This is a genomic window from Serratia sp. (in: enterobacteria) (assembly GCF_051654945.1).
Classification (GTDB): domain Bacteria; phylum Pseudomonadota; class Gammaproteobacteria; order Enterobacterales; family Enterobacteriaceae; genus Chania.
This window is the reverse complement of the sequence record NZ_JBOFZA010000086.1, coordinates 1-22,935: the sequence shown is the minus strand read 5'-3', so window position 1 is coordinate 22,935 and position 22,935 is coordinate 1. Positions and strand designations below refer to the sequence as shown.

Annotated in this window: 22 protein-coding genes; 14 read left to right on the top strand and 8 right to left on the bottom strand. The window is 51.4% G+C overall.

Annotation, left to right across the window (positions count from 1 at the left end):
• Positions 1-65: 65 nt before the first annotated feature.
• The 4 genes from ACRDCA_RS20325 (at position 66) to bhsA (ending at position 3,877) form a co-directional block, all read left to right on the top strand.
• Positions 66-2,621: a heavy metal translocating P-type ATPase gene (locus ACRDCA_RS20325; protein ID WP_438691167.1), complete on the top strand. Its 2,556-nt coding sequence runs from the start codon at positions 66-68 to the stop codon at positions 2,619-2,621.
• 211 nt (positions 2,622-2,832) lie between these two features.
• On the top strand, positions 2,833-3,342 hold the full coding sequence (gene cueR, locus ACRDCA_RS20320) for a Cu(I)-responsive transcriptional regulator (protein WP_438691228.1): 510 nt from the start codon (positions 2,833-2,835) through the stop codon (positions 3,340-3,342).
• A gap of 56 nt (positions 3,343-3,398) precedes the next feature.
• Positions 3,399-3,596, top strand: a complete 198-nt coding sequence (locus tag ACRDCA_RS20315; RefSeq protein WP_438691166.1) for a heavy-metal-associated domain-containing protein — start codon at positions 3,399-3,401, stop codon at positions 3,594-3,596.
• Between the two features lie 20 nt (positions 3,597-3,616).
• Positions 3,617-3,877, top strand: a complete 261-nt coding sequence (bhsA, locus tag ACRDCA_RS20310; protein ID WP_438691165.1) for a multiple stress resistance protein BhsA — start codon at positions 3,617-3,619, stop codon at positions 3,875-3,877.
• Between the two features lie 47 nt (positions 3,878-3,924).
• On the opposite strand, the gene ACRDCA_RS20305 is transcribed toward bhsA, so the two are convergent.
• From ACRDCA_RS20305 to ACRDCA_RS20295, 3 genes are all read right to left on the bottom strand, one after another.
• Positions 3,925-5,106: a hypothetical protein gene (locus ACRDCA_RS20305; protein WP_438691164.1), complete on the bottom strand. Its 1,182-nt coding sequence runs from the start codon at positions 5,104-5,106 to the stop codon at positions 3,925-3,927.
• A 211-nt stretch (positions 5,107-5,317) separates the two neighbouring features.
• The gene (locus ACRDCA_RS20300; RefSeq protein WP_438691163.1) at positions 5,318-5,872 is read right to left on the bottom strand and encodes a GNAT family N-acetyltransferase; all 555 of its coding nucleotides are present in this window, start codon (positions 5,870-5,872) and stop codon (positions 5,318-5,320) included.
• Positions 5,873-5,930: 58 nt separating this feature from the next.
• Complete coding sequence (locus ACRDCA_RS20295; RefSeq protein ID WP_438691162.1) at positions 5,931-6,335, bottom strand: NUDIX hydrolase; 405 nt, start codon at positions 6,333-6,335, stop codon at positions 5,931-5,933.
• 255 nt (positions 6,336-6,590) lie between these two features.
• On the opposite strand from ACRDCA_RS20295, the gene ACRDCA_RS20290 reads away from it, so the two are divergent.
• Positions 6,591-7,049: a GNAT family N-acetyltransferase gene (locus ACRDCA_RS20290; RefSeq protein WP_438691161.1), complete on the top strand. Its 459-nt coding sequence runs from the start codon at positions 6,591-6,593 to the stop codon at positions 7,047-7,049.
• Between the two features lie 109 nt (positions 7,050-7,158).
• On the opposite strand, the gene ACRDCA_RS20285 is transcribed toward ACRDCA_RS20290, so the two are convergent.
• Positions 7,159-8,055 carry a PhzF family phenazine biosynthesis protein gene (locus ACRDCA_RS20285; RefSeq protein WP_438691160.1) on the bottom strand — a complete coding sequence of 299 codons (897 nt, stop codon included), beginning with the start codon at positions 8,053-8,055 and terminating at the stop codon, positions 7,159-7,161.
• A gap of 236 nt (positions 8,056-8,291) precedes the next feature.
• Between ACRDCA_RS20285 and blaSFDC the strand changes: the two genes are divergently transcribed.
• Positions 8,292-9,440, top strand: a complete 1,149-nt coding sequence (gene blaSFDC, locus ACRDCA_RS20280; RefSeq protein ID WP_438691159.1) for an SFDC family class C beta-lactamase — start codon at positions 8,292-8,294, stop codon at positions 9,438-9,440.
• A 51-nt stretch (positions 9,441-9,491) separates the two neighbouring features.
• On the opposite strand, the gene ACRDCA_RS20275 is transcribed toward blaSFDC, so the two are convergent.
• Positions 9,492-10,805, bottom strand: coding sequence for a glycoside hydrolase family 10 protein (locus ACRDCA_RS20275; RefSeq protein WP_438691227.1), 1,314 nt, complete (start codon positions 10,803-10,805; stop codon positions 9,492-9,494).
• A 338-nt stretch (positions 10,806-11,143) separates the two neighbouring features.
• Here ACRDCA_RS20275 and ACRDCA_RS20270 point away from each other — a divergent pair, with 338 nt between their 5' ends.
• The 3 genes from ACRDCA_RS20270 to ACRDCA_RS20260 all read left to right on the top strand — a co-directional run bounded on the left by ACRDCA_RS20270 (position 11,144) and on the right by ACRDCA_RS20260 (position 13,609).
• The gene (locus tag ACRDCA_RS20270) at positions 11,144-11,524 is read left to right on the top strand and encodes a DUF4354 family protein (RefSeq protein WP_438691158.1); all 381 of its coding nucleotides are present in this window, start codon (positions 11,144-11,146) and stop codon (positions 11,522-11,524) included.
• 70 nt (positions 11,525-11,594) lie between these two features.
• Positions 11,595-11,945 carry a hypothetical protein gene (locus tag ACRDCA_RS20265; protein WP_438691157.1) on the top strand — a complete coding sequence of 117 codons (351 nt, stop codon included), beginning with the start codon at positions 11,595-11,597 and terminating at the stop codon, positions 11,943-11,945.
• A gap of 428 nt (positions 11,946-12,373) precedes the next feature.
• The gene (locus tag ACRDCA_RS20260; protein ID WP_438691156.1) at positions 12,374-13,609 is read left to right on the top strand and encodes an MFS transporter; all 1,236 of its coding nucleotides are present in this window, start codon (positions 12,374-12,376) and stop codon (positions 13,607-13,609) included.
• 54 nt (positions 13,610-13,663) lie between these two features.
• Here ACRDCA_RS20260 and metC read toward each other — a convergent pair whose 3' ends face one another.
• Together metC and ACRDCA_RS20250 are read right to left on the bottom strand one after the other, a co-directional pair.
• Entirely contained in the window at positions 13,664-14,845 is a 1,182-nt protein-coding gene (gene metC, locus ACRDCA_RS20255) for a cystathionine beta-lyase (RefSeq protein ID WP_438691155.1), read from the bottom strand.
• 39 nt (positions 14,846-14,884) lie between these two features.
• Positions 14,885-16,171 (bottom strand): amino acid permease, encoded by a 1,287-nt coding sequence (locus ACRDCA_RS20250; RefSeq protein WP_438691154.1) that lies wholly within the window; start codon positions 16,169-16,171, stop codon positions 14,885-14,887.
• 360 nt (positions 16,172-16,531) lie between these two features.
• On the opposite strand from ACRDCA_RS20250, the gene ACRDCA_RS20245 reads away from it, so the two are divergent.
• On the top strand, positions 16,532-17,494 hold the full coding sequence (locus ACRDCA_RS20245) for a LysR family transcriptional regulator (protein ID WP_438691153.1): 963 nt from the start codon (positions 16,532-16,534) through the stop codon (positions 17,492-17,494).
• A gap of 27 nt (positions 17,495-17,521) precedes the next feature.
• Here ACRDCA_RS20245 and ACRDCA_RS20240 read toward each other — a convergent pair whose 3' ends face one another.
• On the bottom strand, positions 17,522-17,902 hold the full coding sequence (locus ACRDCA_RS20240; RefSeq protein WP_438691152.1) for a VOC family protein: 381 nt from the start codon (positions 17,900-17,902) through the stop codon (positions 17,522-17,524).
• Positions 17,903-18,009: 107 nt separating this feature from the next.
• On the opposite strand from ACRDCA_RS20240, the gene ACRDCA_RS20235 reads away from it, so the two are divergent.
• The 4 genes from ACRDCA_RS20235 (at position 18,010) to ACRDCA_RS20220 (ending at position 22,839) form a co-directional block, all read left to right on the top strand.
• Positions 18,010-18,789, top strand: a complete 780-nt coding sequence (locus ACRDCA_RS20235) for an ATP-grasp domain-containing protein (RefSeq protein WP_438691151.1) — start codon at positions 18,010-18,012, stop codon at positions 18,787-18,789.
• A gap of 662 nt (positions 18,790-19,451) precedes the next feature.
• Positions 19,452-20,837 carry a diaminobutyrate--2-oxoglutarate transaminase gene (locus ACRDCA_RS20230; protein WP_438691150.1) on the top strand — a complete coding sequence of 462 codons (1,386 nt, stop codon included), beginning with the start codon at positions 19,452-19,454 and terminating at the stop codon, positions 20,835-20,837.
• 15 nt (positions 20,838-20,852) lie between these two features.
• Entirely contained in the window at positions 20,853-22,316 is a 1,464-nt protein-coding gene (locus ACRDCA_RS20225; protein ID WP_438691149.1) for a pyridoxal phosphate-dependent decarboxylase family protein, read from the top strand.
• 136 nt (positions 22,317-22,452) lie between these two features.
• Positions 22,453-22,839, top strand: a complete 387-nt coding sequence (locus tag ACRDCA_RS20220) for a DUF4440 domain-containing protein (RefSeq protein ID WP_438691148.1) — start codon at positions 22,453-22,455, stop codon at positions 22,837-22,839.
• Positions 22,840-22,935 lie beyond the last annotated feature (96 nt).

The following is a 22,935-nucleotide window of genomic DNA, read 5'->3' as shown; positions in this document are numbered from 1 at the left end:
CCTTGACCTTCCCCTGGTGGGAAGCTTTAAGCTTTTTGTTACCGAAACTTTCCAGGAGTAGAGTCATGGCTTCCGTTTCCCCCCAATCAGGTTCCCATCAAGCGGCTCGTCTGAGCCTGCCGGTCGAAGGAATGACCTGTGCATCTTGTGTTGGCCGTGTCGAGCGCGCACTTAAAGCCGTGCCCGGTGTGCAAACGGCAACGGTCAATCTTGCCACCGAGCGTGCCGATGTCACTTTCAACGGTGTGGCCGATCCACAGGCAGCTGTTAATGCCATCGAGGGGGCAGGTTACACCGTTCGTGAACAGACCACCGAACTGGCAATCGAAGAGATGACCTGTGCTTCATGCGTTGGCAGGGTTGAGAAGGCGCTGACGCAACTTCCAGGCGTGCTCGCAGCCACCGTCAACCTGGCGACTGAGCGTGCGCGGGTACGGCATCTCGCTGGGGTTGTCTCCACCGCTGACCTTGAATCAGCGGTCGAACAGGCCGGATACCAGGCCCGTCGAATATCAGCCGAAACGGCGAATGTGAACGATCAGGACACCGAACGCCGAGAGAACGAAGCACGCGGCTTGCGGCGCTCTTTGCTGATTGCGGGCATTCTCACTTTGCCGGTCTTTATCCTTGAGATGGGTTCGCACCTTATTCCCCCGATGCATCACTGGGTGCAGGGCGTTTTGGGTGAACAGACGAGCTGGTATATACAGTTCGTACTCGCCACCCTGGTGCTGTTCGGTCCGGGCCTGCGTTTCTTCCGTAAGGGCATCCCGGCGTTGTTGCGCGGGGCTCCCGATATGAACTCACTGGTGTCGGTGGGTACGGCAGCGGCGTACGGCTATTCGGTGGTGGCAACCTTTATCCCCAAGGTACTGCCACCGGGAACCGCTAACGTCTACTTCGAAGCCGCCGCCGTCATCGTGACCCTGATCCTGCTTGGGCGCACGTTGGAGGCTCGCGCCAAAGGGCGAACGTCGCAGGCCATCAAACGGCTCGTCGGCCTTCAGGCCAAGACTGCACGCGTTGAACGCAATGGCGAGACCGTTGAGATCCCGCTCGATCAGGTGACCACCGGTGACGTGGTGTTCGTTCGCCCAGGGGAGAAGATCCCGGTCGATGGCGAAGTCGTCGAGGGGGCATCTTATGTTGATGAGAGCATGATCACCGGCGAACCGTTGCCCGTATCGAAAGGCGTAGGGGCTGCCGTTGTCGGTGGCACCATCAACAAGACCGGTGCTTTCAGTTTCCGCGTTACCAAGGTCGGGGCCAATACGGTGCTGGCGCAGATCATTCGTCTGGTTGAGGAAGCGCAGGGATCCAAACTGCCGATCCAGGCGCTGGTCGACAAAGTGACTATGTGGTTCGTACCGGCGGTGATGGCCGCTGCCGCGTTGACCTTCCTGGTCTGGCTGATCTTCGGCCCAGATCCGGCGCTGACCTTTGCTTTGGTGAATGCGGTTGCGGTGCTGATTATCGCTTGCCCATGCGCCATGGGCCTGGCCACACCGACGTCAATCATGGTCGGTACCGGGCGCGCAGCCGAACTCGGCGTGTTGTTCCGCAAAGGAGAAGCCTTGCAGGCGCTGCGTGACGTGAGCGTTATCGCCCTCGACAAGACCGGCACCTTGACTAAAGGACGCCCAGAACTCACCGACCTCATTCCCGCCAAGGGCTTCGAGCCCCACGAAGTGCTGGCTTTGGTTGCGGCGGTTGAAACCCGTTCCGAGCACCCGATCGCCGAAGCGATTGTGTTGGCTACCAAACAGCAAGGCATCACCCTGGCCCCTGTTGAAGGCTTTGACGCCGTGCCGGGCTTTGGCGTCACGGCCAAGGTTGATGGCAGGGTGGTTTCTGTCGGTGCAGACCGGTTCATGACACAGCTTGGTCTTGATGTAGCGAGCTTCCTGTCTGCCGCCCAGCGTCTGGGTGAACAGGGTAAGAGCCCGCTCTATGCCGCTATCGATGGTCGCTTGGCGGCGGTGATTGCGGTTGCCGATCCGATCAAGGAAACCACGCCAGAGGCTATTAAGGCGCTGCACGCGCTGGGCCTTAAAGTGGCGATGATCACCGGCGACAACGCGGCAACGGCGGCGGCGATCGCCAAACAGCTCGGTATTGATGAAGTTGCGGCAGAGGTGTTGCCGGACGGCAAGGTTGCCGCGCTGAAAAAGTTCCGGGTCAACGGGGCGCGAGTAGCCTTTGTAGGGGACGGCATCAACGACGCCCCGGCGTTGGCGGAAGCGGACGTTGGGCTGGCTATCGGCACCGGTACCGATGTGGCTATCGAGGCGGCCGACGTGGTGCTGATGTCTGGCGACCTGCGCGGGGTGCCGAACGCGATCGCGCTGAGCCAGGCGACGATCCGCAACATCAAACAGAACCTGTTCTGGGCTTTTGCCTACAACGCAGTGTTGATCCCGGTGGCGGCAGGGGCGCTTTATCCATTGAACGGTACCCTGCTTTCGCCGATCTTCGCGGCGGCGGCGATGGCGCTCTCCAGCGTCTTTGTACTCGGTAACGCACTACGCCTGAAGCGCTTCCAGGCTCCGATGATGGTTGAGGCTTCTAGCGGAACGGCGGAAAGCGGGGCGGAGATTATCCCCGTCACCGCAAACAAATGACCAATCTCGGGCCATGGTGATCCCCCTAACCCCATAAGGAGAGGGGACCGAACGTGTGACAAATTGAGTCCAGTATCCTACCGCAGCCCAAGATCTTCGGGACGGTAGAGGTTGGTCACCACCGAATCAGCTCCCTCTCCTTGGGGTGAGGGAGACCAGCGAACTTAACCCTACCCACAGCTTCAGTGCCATTCCTCTGAAGGAGACAATGATGAATATCGGTCAAGCAGCCAAGTCCTCCGGTGTTTCAGCCAAAATGATCCGCTACTACGAACAGATCGGTTTGATCCCCAAGGCCATACGTTCGGATGCGGGCTATCGCCATTACAGCACCTCGGACGTACATAGCCTGCGTTTTATCCGCCGCTCACGCGACCTTGGATTTTCCGTTGAGCAGATTTCGGCGCTGTTGGTGCTGTGGAACGATCGGGACCGCGCCAGCGCCGACGTCAAAGAAATGGCGCTTTCCCACGTCGCCCGGCTAAAAGCCAAGATCGCCGAACTGCAGGCGATGGCGCAAACCCTCGAGTTCCTGGCCGATCACTGCCACGGTAATGACCGCCCAGACTGCCCGATCCTGGCAGATTTAGCCGAGCCTACCGCAGCAGCGACAGTGCCAAATAAGGCACCAAGGTTTGGGGTTGCGTCCGGCGTGCTGAAACGCGGGGAGAAGGGGGTTGCTGTTGTAACGAAAGAGAAAATTTTGCAGAAAAACCTTTGACCTTGCCACGCTGGCAAACCTCATAGTGCTCTGACACTAACCCGATGGAGATCAAGATGCATCATTTCACTGTTCCCACTATGACCTGCGGCGGCTGCGCTAAATCCGTCACCAAAGCGCTACTGAACGCTGACCCACAGGCCCGAATCGAAACCAATCCGGCGGCAGGTGAGGTAAAGATCGACAGCACTTTGGCAGCAAGCGCGCTACTTGAGGTACTCGGCGAAGCTGGCTACCCGGCCCGTCATAACTGAACAGCAAAGGAGAACCTGATATGAAACCTGTCAAAATGGCCATCGCCGCACTCGCGCTGGCAACGCTTTCTTTCTCTGTGATGGCGGCCACCCTGGTTGACGTTGCGCCAGCCAATCAGCAGAAGATTGGCGTGATCAGCGCCTGTTCAAGCAGCAACAGCCTGACCAGCCTCCAGCGTGAACTGGAGAACAAGGCTAAAGCAGCAGGGGCAAGTGCCTATCGCATTATCGGCGCTTCCGGCAACAACCGTATGTGCGGTACGGCCGAGATTTACCACTGATTATTGACCCTATAGAAGCCGCTTGATGCGGCTTCAACCGAAGTTACCTAAGCGGGCGCAGTCAGGGCCGGATTCTGGACAACCTCTTGCCTCAACGGCTCAAATGGGCACTGGTTGAATAAGCGGAGGATCGCTACCGGGGTCAAAGGGCTGAGTGCCAGCGAACGGTTAAACTGAAACAGGCTGCTGGCAGTGTCGTACAAATGGGTTTCTGAAGCCGGAAATTTAGCATAGCCAAAGGTGCGGAACGGCGGCGTTTTATCACGCACTTGAGGACACCTATCCGCGAGTTGCTCCACCCAACGAGAAAAGATTGGCCAATCTATGATGTTATCTTCCGCCAGTGCTGCCATACCGGCAAAGCTATCCTCAGTAAAAACATAAGGATGTTGTGCCAGTTTTTGCCACACGAGGCGGGCAGCGGTGCTCGGATTTGGATTGAGGAAAAACTGCCGGTTATGAGCCAGCCTGCTCAGGACAAACAGATCCATCGATTGACTAAGCTGAGCCAATATATGGCTGGATATAGCGCGTTCCGCCAGTTCAGCTCTGACCCAGACATTGGCGTCGTCCAGTAGATCCATCATCAACGCCTCATCTGCATGATAGCGGGAAACCAGTCTGCACCTGACTAAATGAGAGGGATCTTGGGTGAGAGACTGCAACAGGGCTTGAGAGGGATTAACCAGCCGGAAAATCATATTTTCACGGACGGCATCATCGGGGTGGTGGATGGCAATATTGCCCCAACATGCTGGCCAGCCTGGGTTGTTATCCAGTTTATCGAGGATTGGGCCAATCGGATCCATAAAATAGTCGGAGTAAACTTTGTTTGCCGCGCAGTCTTGATCCGCTATCGATGCCATAGGCCGGCTGGCAAGCTCCTCAATCAGCGCGGGATAGCCTGAGGCTAACGCCTCCCATGCCAACGTTTCGCTGGCATACTCCCAGGGTTGCCAACGCCAGACCAACTCCGGCCAGATCATGCAGGGCACAATAAATGGCTGTTTGCTTTGCTGCGCCACCTGGATTTTCAGATCCAGCGACAACGCAGGCAACATATCAAGCAGGGTCTGCGTGGTGGTGTCCTTCGAGTTAGCCACGGCTTTGAGAAAACGATCCGGAAATGCCGCCCAGCCGTGTTCAATCAGCAGGGCAGCAAAACCCGGCGCCTTGAGGAGCTTACTGACGGTGTTACTTCGGGCTTGGTTTAAGTCTGAGATGTCCATGGATCGCTGCTTTTGATTATTCCTTCAATGGGGGAAATACTATCCGATTCACGGTGCGCTGGATAGACGCCGCCCGTCGCGGTTTTTGGTCCTAAAATGGCGGACGATATTGGTAAGGTTGATTATTAAGACTGAACGGCCCTGCGGGTTTATTGATAAATAGTTCCAATAGAGAGTCTCTATCTTGTTATGACACCGCAAATCGTAGACATCAGTTCCGCGGCCATTCCTGCTTCAGCATCGCATAAATCAGCTCATCGCCCCATTGGCCTTCAAAGCGGTCATTCTGTCGTAAATGTGCCTCTTGGCGCATGCCCAAGCGCTCGACCACGCCGATAGAGCCGCGATTGGCTGCATCAAGGCGGGCAAAAATGCGGTGGAAACCCACTTCGGTGAAGCCGCGTCCAAGCACTGAACGTACCGCTTCTGCCGCATAGCCTTTACCGGCATAAGCGGGGTTGAAGATATAACCGATCTCTCCTTGCAGCGCGGCGCTGCTGGCCAGCTTCAGCAACACTTCACCGATGAGTTCGCCGCTATCTTTCAATGTGACGGCACAATAAAAAGTGTCACCATCTTCACTAAAACGTGAGGTTACGGCCTTTGCCAACCGATTTTCCATTTTCACCCGATCCGGGGGCGGAGCGTACAAGTAGCGATAGACTTCAGGTAGGCGATGGTAAGCCGCATAAGCGTGGAGATCGTCAGGGGTAAAACGGCGTAACCGCAGGCGCTCGGTAGAGAATGGCAGGGTAATCGAATGCAAAAAATTATCCTTTTCTAATGTGCTGTTATGGGGAGGGGCTGATATTGCTAATGACACATTATCGATCCAACAGAGAAAGAATATGATTTTTGGTGAGTGGGGCCAGTTGCAAGGGTTGGTTGCTAGAGGGTTCAAACCATATCACTTCTTCGATTTCTGCGGCGGGCAGAAAGTGGGTCTCTTCGGTACTGACTCTGAACATGTCAGCAATCAGCATATACCCAGGCTCATTTGCAGCAAGATCCGTAAAGCGTCCTAGCGGGACCATCTCATCAGGGTTGAAGGAGGCATTCAGTTCCTCTTGCAGCTCACGTGCAAGTGCCACTTCTGGCCGCTCACCGGATTCAATTTTTCCACCCGGTTGCATAAACCACGCTGTATTGCGTTTTCTGACCAGAAGGACCCGGCCAGCCCGATCGGTTATGACGGCTGCAGCTATATGAATTTGCTTACTCTCTGACATTCTCAACCCCGTTGTGTGGTAAAAATAACCTCCCGCGTGAAGGCATCAAATGTACCAGAGTAGTGATGGTGATTCCTAGCCGGGAGATCAATGTTAGTCAGGCAAAGCAGACCCTTTAACCTGTGCTACGCTCTGGTCTACAAAATCTTGGGTTGGCCAGGATCTTGAGAAGAAGTGAATATGAAAAAGCTAGCCGGACACGTTAAGACCAGCACGGCAGTAGTTTCATGGTTGGAAACAAAGTAAGGATTAAAGATGGAAATAAGCTGGAAGGTATTGAGGGGCAGCAGCCTCAGCGCGCAGCAACTGCATGATATTCTGGCGCTGCGCATCGCGGTGTTTGTAGTTGAGCAAACATGTCCGTTTCAGGACATCGATGGACAGGATTTGCTTAATGGAACCCTACATGTGGCGGGATACTGTAACAATACCCTTGTCGCCTACGCCAGAGTGCTGCATTTGGATGATTCTAAGGAGGTGATCAAAATTACGCGGGTGATTGTCGATGGCTCCGTCAGAGGACAGAAACTGGGCGTCAGGCTGATGGAAAAAACCATGTCCTCTATCAACCATCACGAGCCGTGTAAGGCCATAAAGCTCTCAGCACAGTCTCACCTCGTTAAATTCTATGAGGGAATTGGCTTCAAGGCGGTATCAGGTGTTTATCTTGAAGATGACATTCCCCATGTTGATATGGACTATGCAGGCTCGTAATCAGTACTGGACTCAATGGCCCGGCTCGACCTGAGCCGGGCTGAACTTCATCCCGGCGTTATATTCATTGTTGCGAAAATAATTAGGCCAGTAGGGGGGATTACCACCGCTAAATATTCAACCAGCCATTAATCAGCGTGCAACTCTTCCCACCGATCCAAGGTTCATCGTCAATAAAACGAACGCTAACCCGGCCATCTCGATGTAGTTGGGTGCCTTGTCGAACCTGATACCCCTGTGCCGTCGAGCCACCGTCGGGGAAGTTATTGGCCTTCAACAAACGGGCCAGGCACGCATTGGCACTGCCAGTCACTGGGTCCTCAACCAACTTATCCCATTCAACCAGAAACGCTCGCATTTCGTAATCGGCTGGCTCACCCGATGAATAGGCACCATAAATCACCACGCCATCAACATGATGATCGGTTTGCAGTTGTTTAATCATGACTTGGTCCGGCGTCATCGTCAGGCAGGATTGAGCGCTTGGCATACGTACCATCAGCCAGCGAATACCCATGTCGGCAACTACCGGCATCGTATCGGCTTCAATAACTGCAGGTTGAAAAGCGGCCATTAGCCGTTCTCTTTCCCCAATATTCAGCGTTCGAAGCGTTACCGCAGGTGCGGCAAAGGCCAGCGTTCCTTCAGGTAAGATATTGACCGCAACCAGACCAACCCCGCATTCTTGCATCACCACCCCTGGCTGTTTGGTCACCAACCCAGCCTCCAGTAATGCGTGGGCCGTACCTAAAGTCGGATGTCCGGCAAAGGGCAGCTCTTTTTCGGGCGTAAAAATGCGCACCTGATAATCTGCCAGCGGATCCGTTGGTTTGAAAACAAACGTCGTTTCCGAAAGGTTGGTCCAGCGAGCTAATGAAAGCATCTGCATTTCATTTAACCCCTCCGCCTCCAGGATCACCGCCAAGGGATTCCCCTGCAATGGCGAAGTGGTAAATACATCCACCTGTTTGTAGGCACGAGGCTTCACATTATTTTTTCTGAGCATTTGCCGTAATCCGCTAGGTATAAGGCTTGATGATAGCGCTATTAAATGGCCGACATCAATTGCTAATGCCTTAAAATGGTTGGCTTTTGCGATACATTGGCATTCATGGGTTATTACCCAAGCCAATAGAAAAACTTTTAACTGATGCTAAATTTTAACGTTTGCCGCCCGCAATCAGTTCTAACAAACTAAGCGCGTTTGATAGAACTTTTAACCCTCAATGACGGAAAATAGCAATGTTGAAAAAATCCCTATCCTGCGTGTTGTTGCTCGCCATCTCAGGTCCAGTGTTTGCAGCACCACAAACGGCAAAACAGATAGCCGACATTGTGAATCGCACCGTTGCGCCACTGATCAAAGAGCAGGGCATTCCTGGCATGGCGGTGGCGGTGATTTATCAAGGCCAGCCTTATTACTTCACCTGGGGATTGGCAGACGTTGCTGGCAAGCAGCCCGTCACGCAGCAGACCTTATTCGAGCTCGGTTCGGTCAGTAAAACGTTCACTGGAGTGCTGGGCGGAGATGCCATTGCTCGCGGTGAAATCAACCTTGGCGATCCGGCAAGCAAGCACTGGCCAGCGCTGTCGGGCAAGCAATGGCAAGGGATCACTTTGCTGCATCTGGCAACCTATACCGCCGGTGGCTTACCGCTACAGATACCGGAAAATGTTACCGATGAAGCGTCGCTGCAGAATTACTATCAAACCTGGCAACCGCAGTGGGCTCCCGGTACCAAGCGGCTTTACTCGAACGCCAGTATTGGCCTGTTTGGCGCACTGATGGCCAAACCGTCAGGCATGAGTTTTGAACAGGCGATGACCAAGCGTGTGTTCCAACCGTTGACGCTATCGCATACCTGGATAAACGTGCCGCAGCAGGAAGAAAAGCACTACGCCTGGGGCTATCGCGATGGGAAGGCGGTGCGCGTCTCTCCAGGTATGTTTGATGCCGAAGCCTACGGCGTGAAGTCGTCGATAGAAGATATGGCAAGCTGGGTGCAAGCCAACATGGCACCAGCCAAAGTTAAAGACGCCACGCTGCAACAGGGAATCATGCTGGCCCAATCACGCTACTGGCATGTCGGTGAAATGTATCAGGGGTTGGGTTGGGAGATGCTGAACTGGCCGGTGGATAAGAAAACCCTGGTCGATGGTAGCGATAATAAAAACGCATCGGCAGCGCTGAACGCCACCAAAATCACTCCGCCAATGCCATTATCAAGCGCCTCTTGGGTACATAAAACCGGCGCAACCGGTGGGTTTGGCAGCTACGTCGCCTTCATTCCTCAACAGGATCTCGGCATCGTGATGCTGGCGAACAAAAATTATCCTAATCCTGTGCGTGTTGAGGCGGCTTACTGCATTCTTGAGGCGTTACAGCAGTAATTGAGCCCTACAGTCTCAGGGGCATTATGCCCCCAAAACCCGCCAAGTTTCTCAACTGCCCCAACGACTCTTAAGGTAACTGACGGCCTTCTGGGTCTGGGGTTGATTGAGATAATCCTCTCTGAACAGGATCGTGCCTTTAATTTGCGAGACGGACTCGTTCAAATCGAGCTGTTTTTGTAGCTCTGGCACGCCACCGTTTATCATCCAATCTGGCTCATTCTTTGACGGAATGCCTACCTTGTACAGTGCTACGCCGATATAAAGGCGGGTATTGGTAGGGGTCACCACATTCGCCCACCATTTGGCGAGTACGTCATAACGGGCTACGTCGCGCGCGAAGGGCCAATACAGCTGCGGGGCAATGTAATCCAGCAGTCCAAGCTGTACCCAACTGCGGGTGTCGGCATAAGATTCATCATAGGCTGCGGCACCTCGCGTATTGGAGCCTGCCGCATCGTGTGAATGGTTACGCCATACGCCAGAAGGGCTGACACCAAATTCAACGCCGGGTTTCAGCTTTTTGATAGTATGAGATATCTGCGTGATCAATTGCTGCGTATTGTATCGCCGCCAGTCAGCTTTAGAGCCATAGTTCTGGCCATGGCGTTTAAAGGTCTGATTGTCGTTGAGAACCGAGCCAGGAGACTCCGCATAGAAGTAATCATCAAACTGCACGCCGTCAATATCATAATTGGCTACCACTTCCGCGACGATGCTGGTGATCCAGTCACGCACCTCTGGGATACCAGGATCGAGCACAAAGCGATCGCCTGCGGTGCGAACCCAGTCATGGTGCAGAACAAATACGCTGGCTGGATGCTGCGACAATGTCTGGTTCAATTTATCGATGGTGGCTGGCTTGGTGTTAACGGACACCCGGTAAGGGTTAAACCAGGCATGGACTTTCATACCACGCTTGTGAGCTTCATCCAGCATAAACTGCAGCGGATCATAGCCAGGATCGTCACCAATCTTGCCCGTCAGCATATCTGACCACGGTAAAATTTTAGATGCCCAAAGGGCCGTCCCATCCGGTTTAACCTGGAAAAAAACGGTATTGATACCTAGCGTTTTCAACTTATCCAGCTTAGCTTTCAGGGCCTCCTGCTGTTGGCTGATGCGAAGCGCTGGGCTGCTGGCGTTGATCGATGTTGCTGGCGGCCAATCGAGGCGGGAAACGGTTGTCAGCCAGATACCGCGCACCGGTTGCTGACTTTGCTGCGGTGACGGTTTTGCCACAGAAGGCAACGGAGTGACTAACGATTTCGCAGGTTCGGAGGTGCAACTGGCCAGTGAGAGGGCACCGGCAAGAAGTACGCCTAGCTGTTTAACTTTGGTAAAGCTCTGAGAACAGGCGATGATTCGCTCCGGCTTCTATTGATGAATCATTGGGGGAGCCCCAATACAATCTTATCATTCTCTTATTATTCGAATTTTAGTCAATACCGGTAGGGCAATTTGATCGCGCGCCTGTGTATCGTCGTGACCTGTTGCATCATTTCCTCAGCCATATTGGCGCTCTTTCGGAGGCGACAAACCTCTCTCAGCGAGATGAGGCATACGGGACACCAATCGGTCACCGAAAGCGCATTCGGGATTGCTAATCAAAGGGTAGGCGTTCGGCCGTTAATCTGCCGTTTAAAACCTCTACACTATTATGAGTGACTCACATTATCGTTAATGACATAAAGGGAAAGATCATGAAAGCACATTACCTGACTATGGCCTTGGCATTTGGCGTTTTTAGTCTGCCCGCAGTCGCTGGGAATTCTGACGCTGTCGCGGTATATTCCACACAACAAAGCCAAGGTTCGGCCGCGATTGGCAGCCATGTTTTTTATACCAAGGATTTCACCGTTGCCCTGACCAACTTGTCCGATAAAGATCTCGATCTCAGTAAGTTATGTTTACAAGCGTCCTCTGCTAACGGTAAAGTGTTTAACTTGGACACCGTCGATGAGAACCTTACGTCCGGAATTTTAAAGCCTAAAGCGATGGTAAAGGGATTGGCCGTATTCGCGTCGAATGATGAGAGTGTTTATAACGCCTCGTTGGTGAAAATGAGTGATAAGTGCCAATAGGATTTTATTTCCTACAGGATCGAGGAGCACTGATAAAATAACCCCTTCAATTTAACTAAAGAATTATTATATGAACAAACGCTTATTTGCTATTTTTCCCGCCATTATTCTAACAGGCTGTGCTGCCACATGGGAACCGTTAGGTACGCCAATACTGCCCCTTCAAGAGGCGAATAACCTTTGCGATACTGAGTCATTAGCTCAGTACCCGGTTAAAAATGAGGTCGCTACCAGAAGCGTTGAAAAGCAAGTTTCATTGAAATGCAATAAAGATGACGCAGAGTGTAACAGCAGTGGCTATAAATATGAGAATAAATTAGGCGTTGAAAGCTACCCCTTGGACGTAAATATAAATAGCCGGAAAGCGGCATTTACTGCCTGCATGGCAAAAAACGGTTGGAAAAACACCAGCTGGCTATAATTAGCAGGCGGCGTTGCCGAAGTCTGAATTCTTGATGCATAGAGCTGTGCTCCAGGCTGATACTACGGCCGGAGCACAAAACGGGATTCTGGGGGTTACGAAACCTTTGGTGGGACCGAAAGTGCCACAATTTATATAGTAAACTCCTCTTCTGCATCAACTCTATCGCAAATTACCTCTACACCAGAAAACGACACCGTACCCGCTCCCTCGCCCTGTGGGAGCGGGTTGAGGTAAAGCCAGTCTCTCAAGCCGAGCCGGTGTCAAAGGCATTCTTAGCGCTGTAGTCTAGATAAAACAACAACAATATGTTAACAATGATGAAACAATTAATTTGGCGGTCAATTGTGGAACGGTTAACGAGAAAACGGCGTTACCGGATCTCAGAGAGGCCACTTGGTTGACACATTTATTCAAGGAGCAGGGCATTGAGACAACAACGCTGGTGGGGAGTTATTGCGACATTGCTGCTAATCGTGATCGCCTATGCCGATCGGGTAAATATCTCCGTCATGCTGGTTAACCCCGAGTTTCTCCATCACTTTGAGCTGGCAGACAACCGCGCCTATCAAGGCTCGCTGATGACCGCCTTCCTGCTAGGTTACGGCCTTTCAGCCATGTTGCTGACCCCGTTTCTGGAAACGCTATTCGGTTATCGTAAGGGATTGACCCTCAGCGTCATTCTCTGGGCGTTATTTACCGCCGCCTCACCGCTGGTGGGATCATTTATCATTTTACTCGTCGTGCGGGCCTTCCTCGGTGTCAGTGAAGGACCGCTTTTCTCGCTGAAAACCATGTACATCAGTGACCATTTCGCCTCCAATGAGCGGGGAAAGCCCAATGCGGTGTCTGCATTAGGCGTATCTTTAGGTTTGGTGATTGGCTTTCCGCTGGTGACTTTCCTGATGAATCATCTTGGCTGGGTCTTATCATTTCATGTTCTGGCGTTAATCAATCTCCTGATCGGTCTGCTTTTGGTGCGCGTGTTTATCCATCCTAGAACAACCGGAGTGGTGCCGCGCAGCAGTGAACCCATGATGCAACGTGTCTGCCACACCTTTATTCAGGCTTGGAAAACGCCAATGCTTGGCTGGATCATGCTAGTTGAGATAGCAACGCTAAGCTATCTTTGGGGTTCCAGTTCCTGGCTCCCGGCTTACTTGACCAATGAGCGTGGTTTTTCCATCAAGCAAATGGGCTGGCTAGCCTCGTTACCCTTTATTATCAGTATTTTCTCCAAGTATCTTGGTGGGGTGATCCTGGATCGCGTCCGACCACAACAGATGCCATTGATTTTTGCCTTTGGCGGGGCAGCAACCGCTATCTGCATGCTAGGCGTTATGCTGAGTTCACAAAGCGGCTGGCTGGCCGTGTTCCTGTTATCGGCCAACGCTTGTTGGGGAGCTCAAGGCGCGGCTATCCCCACCCTGATCCAGTACCATGCCAAAGCGGAAAGCGTCGGCTCAGCCTATGGGCTGATCAACGGCGTGGGGAATATCTTTTCGGCCTTTATCCCCTTGCTGATGGGGCTGGTGATGATGTCGTATGGCACCGTGTCATCAGGCTTTTCAGTGCTGGTGGCATCACAGGTTTTGACTATGTTCGCCGGTGGGATGCTGTTTGTTCGTATGCAGGCTAACCGGCAATTAACCACGGCGTGGTGAACGGCAGCAATGATCAGGTGACCGCCCAGGCGGTCACCTTGATGAAGTGACATTTCAAACAGATTGCTTCAATCTTTCAAAACCTTGCTCCAGATCGGCTTTCAGATCGTCCATATCCTCCAGACCAATTTGCAAACGCAATGCCCGGCCACCGGGCTGCCAATGCGTCACGGTGCGGTATTCGGCACAGTTGAATGGGATCACCAGGCTTTCAAAACCTCCCCACGAGTAACCCATGGCGAAAATCGACATATTGTCCAACATGTTATCAACGCCAGCCTTGGTAAATTCCGGCTGCAAGATGATAGAGAACAGGCCTGAAGAACCTTTAAAATCGCGCTTCCAGAATTCATGCCCAGGGCAATCAGGGAATGCTGGGTGAAGCACTTTCAATACCTCCGGGCGGGCTTTTAGCCAATGAGCCATCTCCAACCCGCGCTTCTCGGCTTCCTTCAAGCGTATGTACATGGTCCGCAATCCCCGCAGGGCAAGGAAGCAGTCTTCTGCACCCGGTAGCATCGCCATCAGATCATAAGTTTCGCGCAATTTTGGCCACCAGGCGTCATTGGCAGAAACCACTCCCATCAGTAAATCGGAGTGCCCCCCCAAATACTTGGTACCCGCCTCAACAGAAATATCGCAACCATGCTCATGGGCTCGGAAAAATACCGGGGTTGCCCAGGTATTATCAATAATAGTGGCGATCCCGCGTTCTTTTGCCACAGCCGTCATGGCTGGAATATCTTGGACCTCAAAACTTTGAGAGCCAGGAGATTCCAAGAACAGGGTGGTGGTGTTAGGGCGGAACAAGGTGGCGATGGCTGCGCCGAGCAATGGATCATAATAGGTGGTTTCGATCCCCATTTTACCCAGCATTCCGGCGCAGAACAGGCGAGTAGGTTTGTACACGCTGTCTGGCATTAACAGGTGATCGCCGGCTTTCAGCGTGGTAAGCAAGGCCAGCGCAATTGCGCCAAGCCCGGAGGGTGAGAGCACCGTTCCTGCCGCACCTGCCAGTTCACTCCATGCGGTTTCAAGATTGGCGATCGTTGGCGTGCCCATCGTCCCATAGTTAAATTCGGCACGGTTATGCTCAATATCGCTGACGGTAGGGAAAATAACCGTTGAACCCCGGTAAACCGCTGCGTTGACAAAGCCGGCCTGTTTGGCGGGGTCTCTACCAATTTGTGTAATTCGGGTGCCGATGTTGAAGTCCGAGTTTGGTGATTTGCTCATTGCTAACCTCGTTGAATAGCGTGATTCTACGCGTATCGTTTATTCGAAAAATTTAAAGAACGGGGACAGGCAAAGCAGGATGCCGAAGAAACTGATAAACCAAACGGCAGGCCCCTTAAACTTATGAAGTGCTTCGACTTTATAAACCAGGTAGCAAGGGATCAGGCAGGATACCAAGCCGAACAAAGGACTCCCCAACTGCATAAAGAACAGGATAGAGAAACGGGTTGAAATCCACGCCCACAACCCCAGCACCACGCCGACGCTGATGGCAACGTGCAGCACTTTCTGATTAATTTTTTCCTCTGGAATAAAACGGCAGATAATATTGGTTACAATCCCTTTTATCGCCTCCTGAAAACCCAGATAAATACCGAGAAACGCGGTCAAGATGGCGAAAATATTCAGCAGGGCGCTCATTATCCTCACTACGGAACCGGGAATGACCTGTGCCGCAATCGCTAATGCGGAGATGTTTTGCTCAAAAGCGGAAACGGCTTGCTCATGGCTGATAGCAAAAGTGAACGAGAAGGCAAAGAACAACACCGCAACCGCCAGAATGATATAAGCGACGCGATTAGCGCGGATAGCGCGATAGGTAGCAATACGTTTATCCGGTTCTACTTTGCGATAAGCAATGTTCATCGGACTCAGTATCTGAACAAACAGAATAGAAAAAAGAGTAAATGGTAAGGTCAGAAACACGTCGCGCATAAATGGCAACAGGGCAGGGAAGGCGGTAATATTATTTAAGTTCCAGTGGGGAACCATCACGATCCCTAATACAACGATAATCCCAAATTTAACGCACACCATCGGCCCAGAGACCTTGAACAGCAAGCGTTCCCCTTGAGCGGCAATGCTGACCAAAGCAACCAATACCACCAATCCATACCAGATAGAGTCTGACAGCAGACCCTGCGTCAGCCCGAAGGTCTGGATATAGGAGGCACTATCAAAGGTAACAGCCAGGGAGTAAGAGAACATGCCGTGCAGTAACATCAGGAAGTAGGCAATACCTAACCAAAACCCCCAGTTTTTCCCGAGATATTGCGTTATGACGTTCGTGTAGTCCTCGCAGTTTTCACTTTCTGATAATGTTTTAAGGTAAAGACTTTGCAACAGATAAATCGCTGGGTAAGAGATGATAACCGAGGTGATAAATACCCAAATGCCTTTAATGCCCACTTGAACCGGCATAAAAACGATGCCAGAACCGATGGCCATACCGATGCAGAGAATAACCCAACCGAAGTCATACCGGGTAAATGGGATGTTTTTATAAGCGTCTTTTGACTTGATGTCAGTATTTATTATGCTATTCATTATTGTCTTCCTGTCGCAAGATTATCACAGTATTACTCTCACGAAATGAGAAGTTATGTAAAACATCGCGTTTGTCAGAGAAACGTTGTTCTGACATAAAAGTATAGTACGTACTGGTAAGTAAGACTTAAAGGTGTTAACGATGTTATTAAATGAAAATACTTGTGCGTAAAACGCAAAAGTTGATGACGGTCTTATTTTAAGTCCTTTTTAAGAAAATTGACTTAAAGGGTTGGCAGCGTTGTATGCTAATGAGTATAGTCAATTTTAATGCGTAAGAATTTTACTAATTTAACGTGATAGGGTTAGTCTGTTGTCAGAAGCGAACGGCTGCATAAATTAACAAAGGGGTACTGGCAGATGACATCGTCAACCAGAGGTTTCGTTTCATTCAAGACAAAAGTCGACAACAATGCCATCTTCCGGCAATTGGAGATTTTTATTAAGGTAGTGGAATGTAACAGTTTTTCTGCCGCTGCACTGAAGCTGAACCTGACGCCGTCCTCGGTGAGCCGCAGCATCTCCCAGTTGGAAGAGTATCTTGGCATCGTTTTGCTGAAAAGGACCACGCGTAACCTGATTTTAACCGAACCAGGAAAATATCTGCTGTTTCGGGCACAGCAGTTGTTGGCGGATCTTGATGACTCCTTGGTTAACACCTCCAGCTTCCGCAGCCACCCACAAGGCCAGCTAAAAATCACCTGTTCAATTGCTTTCGGCGTTAGCCATCTGATGCGATTGTACAGCGAGTATCGAGAAATCAACCCCGACGTCAGGCTGTCAGTCGATCTGAATGACCAAAGCGTAAATCTTAACGAAGAGAATATTGATATTGCACTGCGTATTACCGCGCATCCGCCGAGCAATTTTGCTTTGCGCAAAATCTGTAAGATTAACTGGGTTTATTGTGCCAGCCGGCGCTACTTTGAACGGCGTGGTCTGCCGAAAAACATGGCAGACCTGGAGGATCATGACTGCCTGATCAATCCAAACGTATCTGATAACTGGCAATTTATAGATAGCGATGGCCGTTCTATAAAACTCAATAGTATCGTCGAGGTTAACAGTACCTTGGGGCTGCTACAGGCGGCACTCTATCATCAGGGGATCGTCAATCTGCCGACCTACATGTTGGGAGACCATATCGCTAATGGTGAGTTGATCCCAATCTTGCTGGATCATGTTGCTAAAGAGCATGAGTACCATCTTTTCGCGCTCTACCATCCAGGGCATTATCAAGATCCCAAGGTGAGAAGCTTTATTGATTTTATTGTGGAAAAAATCTCTGAGGCACCAACCTGGGATGACTGGATGGCAGGGTAAACAAAGATTTGTTCCAGCATTATGGAGTTACCCGTGGTACACCGCTTCTATGTTGTAGCCATCGGGATCAAAGACATAGGCTGCATAATAATGTTGGTGATATTGAGTACGGTAACCGGGTTCACCATTAGGGACCGCGCCTGCGGCGATGGCTGCTTGATAAAACTGTTCGACTTCCTCAGTAGAGGTTGCCCGAAATGCGATATGGTTTCGCGGGGTATGAGGAGTACCTTGAGAAATCCAGAAATCACCGCCCGGATCGTCGCCACTTTTTGCCATTTTTGCGCCGAAACCATAAGCACTACCAAGGTTCAAGCAAATTTCATAATGCAGAGGTAACAGCACTGCACTATAAAAATCTTTGCTTTTTTCGACGTTAGAAACGTTGATACCGGTATGATCGATCATGAAAACCTCTCCAACAGAAATTGCAGTACACAATTTAGCGTATGTTGAGCAGAGGAACACAGACAGTGGTAGCATTTCGGCATCAAATGAAAATAGGGAGAATTCAGATGCAGATTATTTATCCCAGTGATTACTTTAGCCCAGGCAAGGCCGATGAAACCTTTGAGCTGGAATTTAACTGCGCCAAAAACAATGGATTAACGTGTTTGCTGTTGTCCTCTGAGCATGCCGCTATGGGAAAGTACCAGTTCTCGCAAAGCTTTGAGCCGGGAGTCCCGGTAATATGGCGTGGATGGATGCTGAGCACCGACGAATATCAACAGCTGCATAGGGCAGTAGCGCGATGCGGAGGGCAGATGCTTGAGTCATTCGATGATTACATTCGATGCCATTACATCAGCGGCTGGTACGATATTTGCCAGAAGTATACGCCGGAGACCGTATTGGTCAGTGCAGAGGCTGATTTCGATAAGCTGACCGATCAGCTTAAGTGGCCGCGTTACTTCGTGAAAGATTATGTTAAATCATTGACCACTTCGAGAGGCTCCGTTGCCGCAAATGCCGATGAGATACGCGAAGTATTGCAATCCATTGAACACTTCCGAGGAAAAATTGAAGGGGGAGTCAGCCTGAGACGTTTTGAACATTTTGTCGCGGAAAGTGAACGCCGCTATTTCTCGCTGAATGGCCAAGTGTACTCGGCCGATGGTGTTATCCCAGACGTCGTGATTGAGATCGCCCAGCTCGTTGACGCGCCATTTTTCTCTATCGATATGGTCGAAAATGATGTGGGACAACTGAGGCTCGTCGAAATCGGGGATGGGCAGGTGTCCGACATTAAAGAATGGCCCGTTGAACGTTTTGTACGCATGTTTATCGCGTCATAAGCGGCGTAAGACTCTTTTCCGCCCACCGTCCTCTGGTGAAATCTGGTGGGAATGACAGCCAACAGCCCCCAGATTTCACGTAGCGCGATCAACAAAGAAGGCCGTTTTGCACGATCCCACACGGCTTTTAGCAGTGATCCTGTCGCGGGTAGTTCACCGCCGACGCGCTCATCGTCGATGAATTACGGCTATAACAAACAGCTGAAGCGCTCAAATTGGAAAAATCCGATGTGATGTGTATTAGCTTTTTATTTACAGCCAGTAAAAATAAACGTGCCGATAGTAAGTGATTTATCCTTATGGATAGACACTTTTATTATTCTTGGCAATAAACCAGTGAAAAAGAATGTTTTACAGGCCAGCGCCAACCATTATTGCACCAAAATGGTGTAACGAAAGAATAAAACCATGTAAAACCGATGGATTTCATGACATTGTATGCAGTCTCATTCGTAACGCTTTGCACGATATTGGTAACAAAAAACAATACGCACGATAATGCAATCCATTGATATTCATCAGTTATTTAACCATAAACGCATGAAAAAACAAATGATTGAGTACACCATTAAAATACTATATATTGGCCGCGCCTTTACAGGCAATTCCTTTAACCTTTTACTCAACCCGGCGTTAATAATACCCGAGGTTGTGGGAGTGATATGATGACGGATAAAGTCCGTATTGATTCTTTAAGTGCTAGTTCATTACCTCAAAGCAATGAGACCTTTTTAGCGAGACAAGCTGAGTTTGAGTCTAACGTCAGAAGCTATCCACGCAAACTGCCATTGGCAATTGCCAAAGCGCAGGGCGTATGGATTACTGATGTAGAGAATAATCAATATCTTGATTGTCTGGCTGGCGCCGGGACCCTGGCGTTGGGTCATAATCATCCTGATGTGCTGCAAAGCATTCAAAGTGTCATCAGCAGCGGCTTACCGTTACATACGCTGGACCTGACCACACCTCTGAAAGACGAATTTTCCTCCTATTTACTCTCTTTGTTGCCGGGCCAGGGTAAAGAGTATTGCCTGCAATTCACCGGTCCGTCAGGCGCTGATGCGGTTGAAGCCGCGTTAAAACTGGCGAAAAAAGTCACCGGTCGTTCCAGCATCATCAGTTTCTCGGGCGGCTACCACGGTATGACGCATGGCGCACTGTCCGTCACGGGCAACCTGTCACCGAAAGAAGCCGTCAGCAACATGATGCCGGAAGTGCAGTTTATGCCTTATCCGCATCAGTACCGCTGCCCGCTGGGTATCGGCGGCGACGCAGGCGTTAAAGCGCTGACGTACTACTTCGAAAACCTGATCAACGACGTGGAAAGCGGCGTACGCAAACCTGCGGCGGTGATCCTAGAAGCGGTGCAGGGCGAGGGCGGTGTGAACCCGGCTCCGGTCGAGTGGTTGCAACGCATCCGTAAAGTCACGCAGGAGCATGGCATTCTGCTGATCATCGACGAAGTTCAGGCTGGTTTCTCACGCACCGGCAAGCTATTTGCGTTTGAGCACGCAGGTATCGAGCCAGACATCATCGTGATGTCTAAAGCTGTCGGTGGCGGTCTGCCGTTGGCTGTTCTGGGGATCAAAAAACAGTTTGATGCCTGGGAACCTGGCCACCATACCGGGACATTCCGCGGTAACCAGTTGGCAATGGCCACCGGTCTGACTACGTTTAAGTACCTAAAAGACAACGCCATTGCGGATAAAGTTGCCGCTCAAGGCGAGTGGCTGAAAGGCAAGCTGGCAGAACTGCAAAAACGTTACCCGGTTATCGGCCACGTACGTGGTCTGGGCCTGATGATCGGCATTGAAATCGTCAAGCCGAACGAAGCGCAGGATCACATGGGATGCTACCCAGCGGATGGCGAACTTTCTGCACTGCTGCAGAAGAAATGCTTCGAGTCCGGTCTGATCCTGGAGCGTGGCGGCCGTCATGGTTGCGTATTGCGCCTGTTGCCGTCGCTGCTGATCTCCAACGCTGAGCTGGAAGTTTTCCTCGATAAATTTGAAAACGCCATGCTGAACACTGGCCTGAAGCCGGTTTAATCGGAGTTAACGATCGTGTCTGATAACAACCCAATTCTTTCTGGTTCGGCGCATAGTATCGCCGCCTATCAGGATGCCATTGAGCAGAGCAGTAAAGCGGTTGTCGAATGGTTAAAGCAACCTGAAATGTATCAGGGGAAAACCGTCGACCAGTTGCGCGAGCGCATCCAGTTGAACTTCACCTCTCAGGGCCTGGGCAACCAGGCCGCCATTGAGCGTGCAGTTGAGTATTTCCTCAAGGACAGCCTCTCGGTACATCATGCACAATGTGTGGCGCATCTGCACTGCCCAAGCCTGGTGATTAGCCAGGCAGCAGAGGTGTTGATCAACGCCACTAACCAGAGCATGGACTCCTGGGATCAAAGCCCGTCTGCGACCATCATTGAGATCAAACTCATCGAGTGGCTGCGTGAGCAGATAGGATATGGCGCCGGGGATGCCGGCGTGTTCACCAGCGGTGGCACCCAAAGCAACCTTATGGGGCTGATGCTGGCGCGTGATGCTTTCTTCGCACGTCAGGGGCACTCCGTTCAGCAGCATGGTTTAGCGGGCGATCTGAGCAAAATCAAAGTGTTCTGCTCTGACAGCGCGCACTTCTCGGTGCAAAAAAACATGGCGTTGATGGGGCTGGGCTACCAGTCCGTCACGCAAGTGAAAACCGATGCGTTCTCGCGGATGGATCTCGCGGACCTGAAAACCAAGCTGGCGCAGGCGAAAGCCAACGGTGAGCAGGTGATGGCGATTGTGGCCACCGCCGGTACGACCGATGCGGGTGCGATTGATCCGTTAGCGGATATCACCGCGCTGGCCGCGTTGGAAAACATCTGGGTTCACGTTGATGCCGCATGGGGCGGGGCGCTGCTGCTTTCCGAGAAGTATCGCCACTACCTGAACGGCCTGGAGTCCGCAGACTCCGTGACCCTGGATTTCCACAAGCAGTTCTTCCAGACCATCAGTTGTGGCGCATTCCTGCTGAAAGACGCACGTCATTACGAGCTGATGCGTTATCAGGCGGCGTACCTGAATTCTGATTTTGACGAAGAGCACGGCGTGCCTAATCTGGTGTCAAAATCACTGCAAACCACACGTCGTTTTGATGCCTTGAAACTGTGGATGGGTCTTGAGGCTTTAGGTAAAAAGCAGTACGCCGAAATCATTGATAATGGCGTTACGCTGTCACAGCAAGTTGCTGAGTTTGTCTCAGCGCAACCGCACTTGGAACTGGTCATGCAGCCGCAGTTGGCAAGCGTACTGTTCCGGTTCAGGCCAGACAGCGGCGATCACGCTTTTATCGCGTTGTTGAACCAGCGTATCGGTGATGTTCTGTTGGCATCAGGTAGCGCCAACGTTGGGGTAACAGAAGCAGACGGCGTAACCTGCCTGAAGCTAACGCTGCTGAATCCGACGGTTTGTCTGGAGGATGTGAAAGTCTTGCTGGCAAGCGTGCAAGAGACGGCTGAAAAATTGCTTAACGCGTAATCCTTTTGTAGCCGAACCTGCGTCGAGTTGCTAGTCAATTCGGCGCAGTCGAAAGGCTTCCTTTGGTGAAATCTGTTGGGTAATGACAGCCATCAGTTTTCAGATTTCACGTAGCGCGATCAAAAAGGAGGGCGTTTTGAACAATATTGCACAGCTTTTGCCAGTAATCCAATCACTAGAGGTTCAACTCCATCAGTCGGTAACGCGCAACGATACCGATCTCGTCGGAGAATTGCTGCATGACGATTTTGAAGAGATCGGCTGTTCCGGGCTGCACTATGACAGACAGCAAACCATTACGGCGCTAAAGCTGAAAAGCGGCCAGCCACAGATTTTTGCCGAAGAGTTCAAACTGCTGGCGATTGCCGATGGTGTCATATTGTTGAGGTATAAAAGTTTTCAACGTGATGCGGGTGGCTGCATTGTTCGCCGTGCCGAACGTTCTTCGATCTGGTTGCAATCACCACAAGAGAGCGGCCGTTGGCAGATGCGTTTTCATCAGGGCACGCCGCTCGAGGATTGAGATTGAAATCGGCTGAGTATCAACTCGAATAAATTGCCACTAATGAACCAGCTTCTGAGATACCAGGCGTGCAAAGCATGAAGGTGAGGTGAGCCA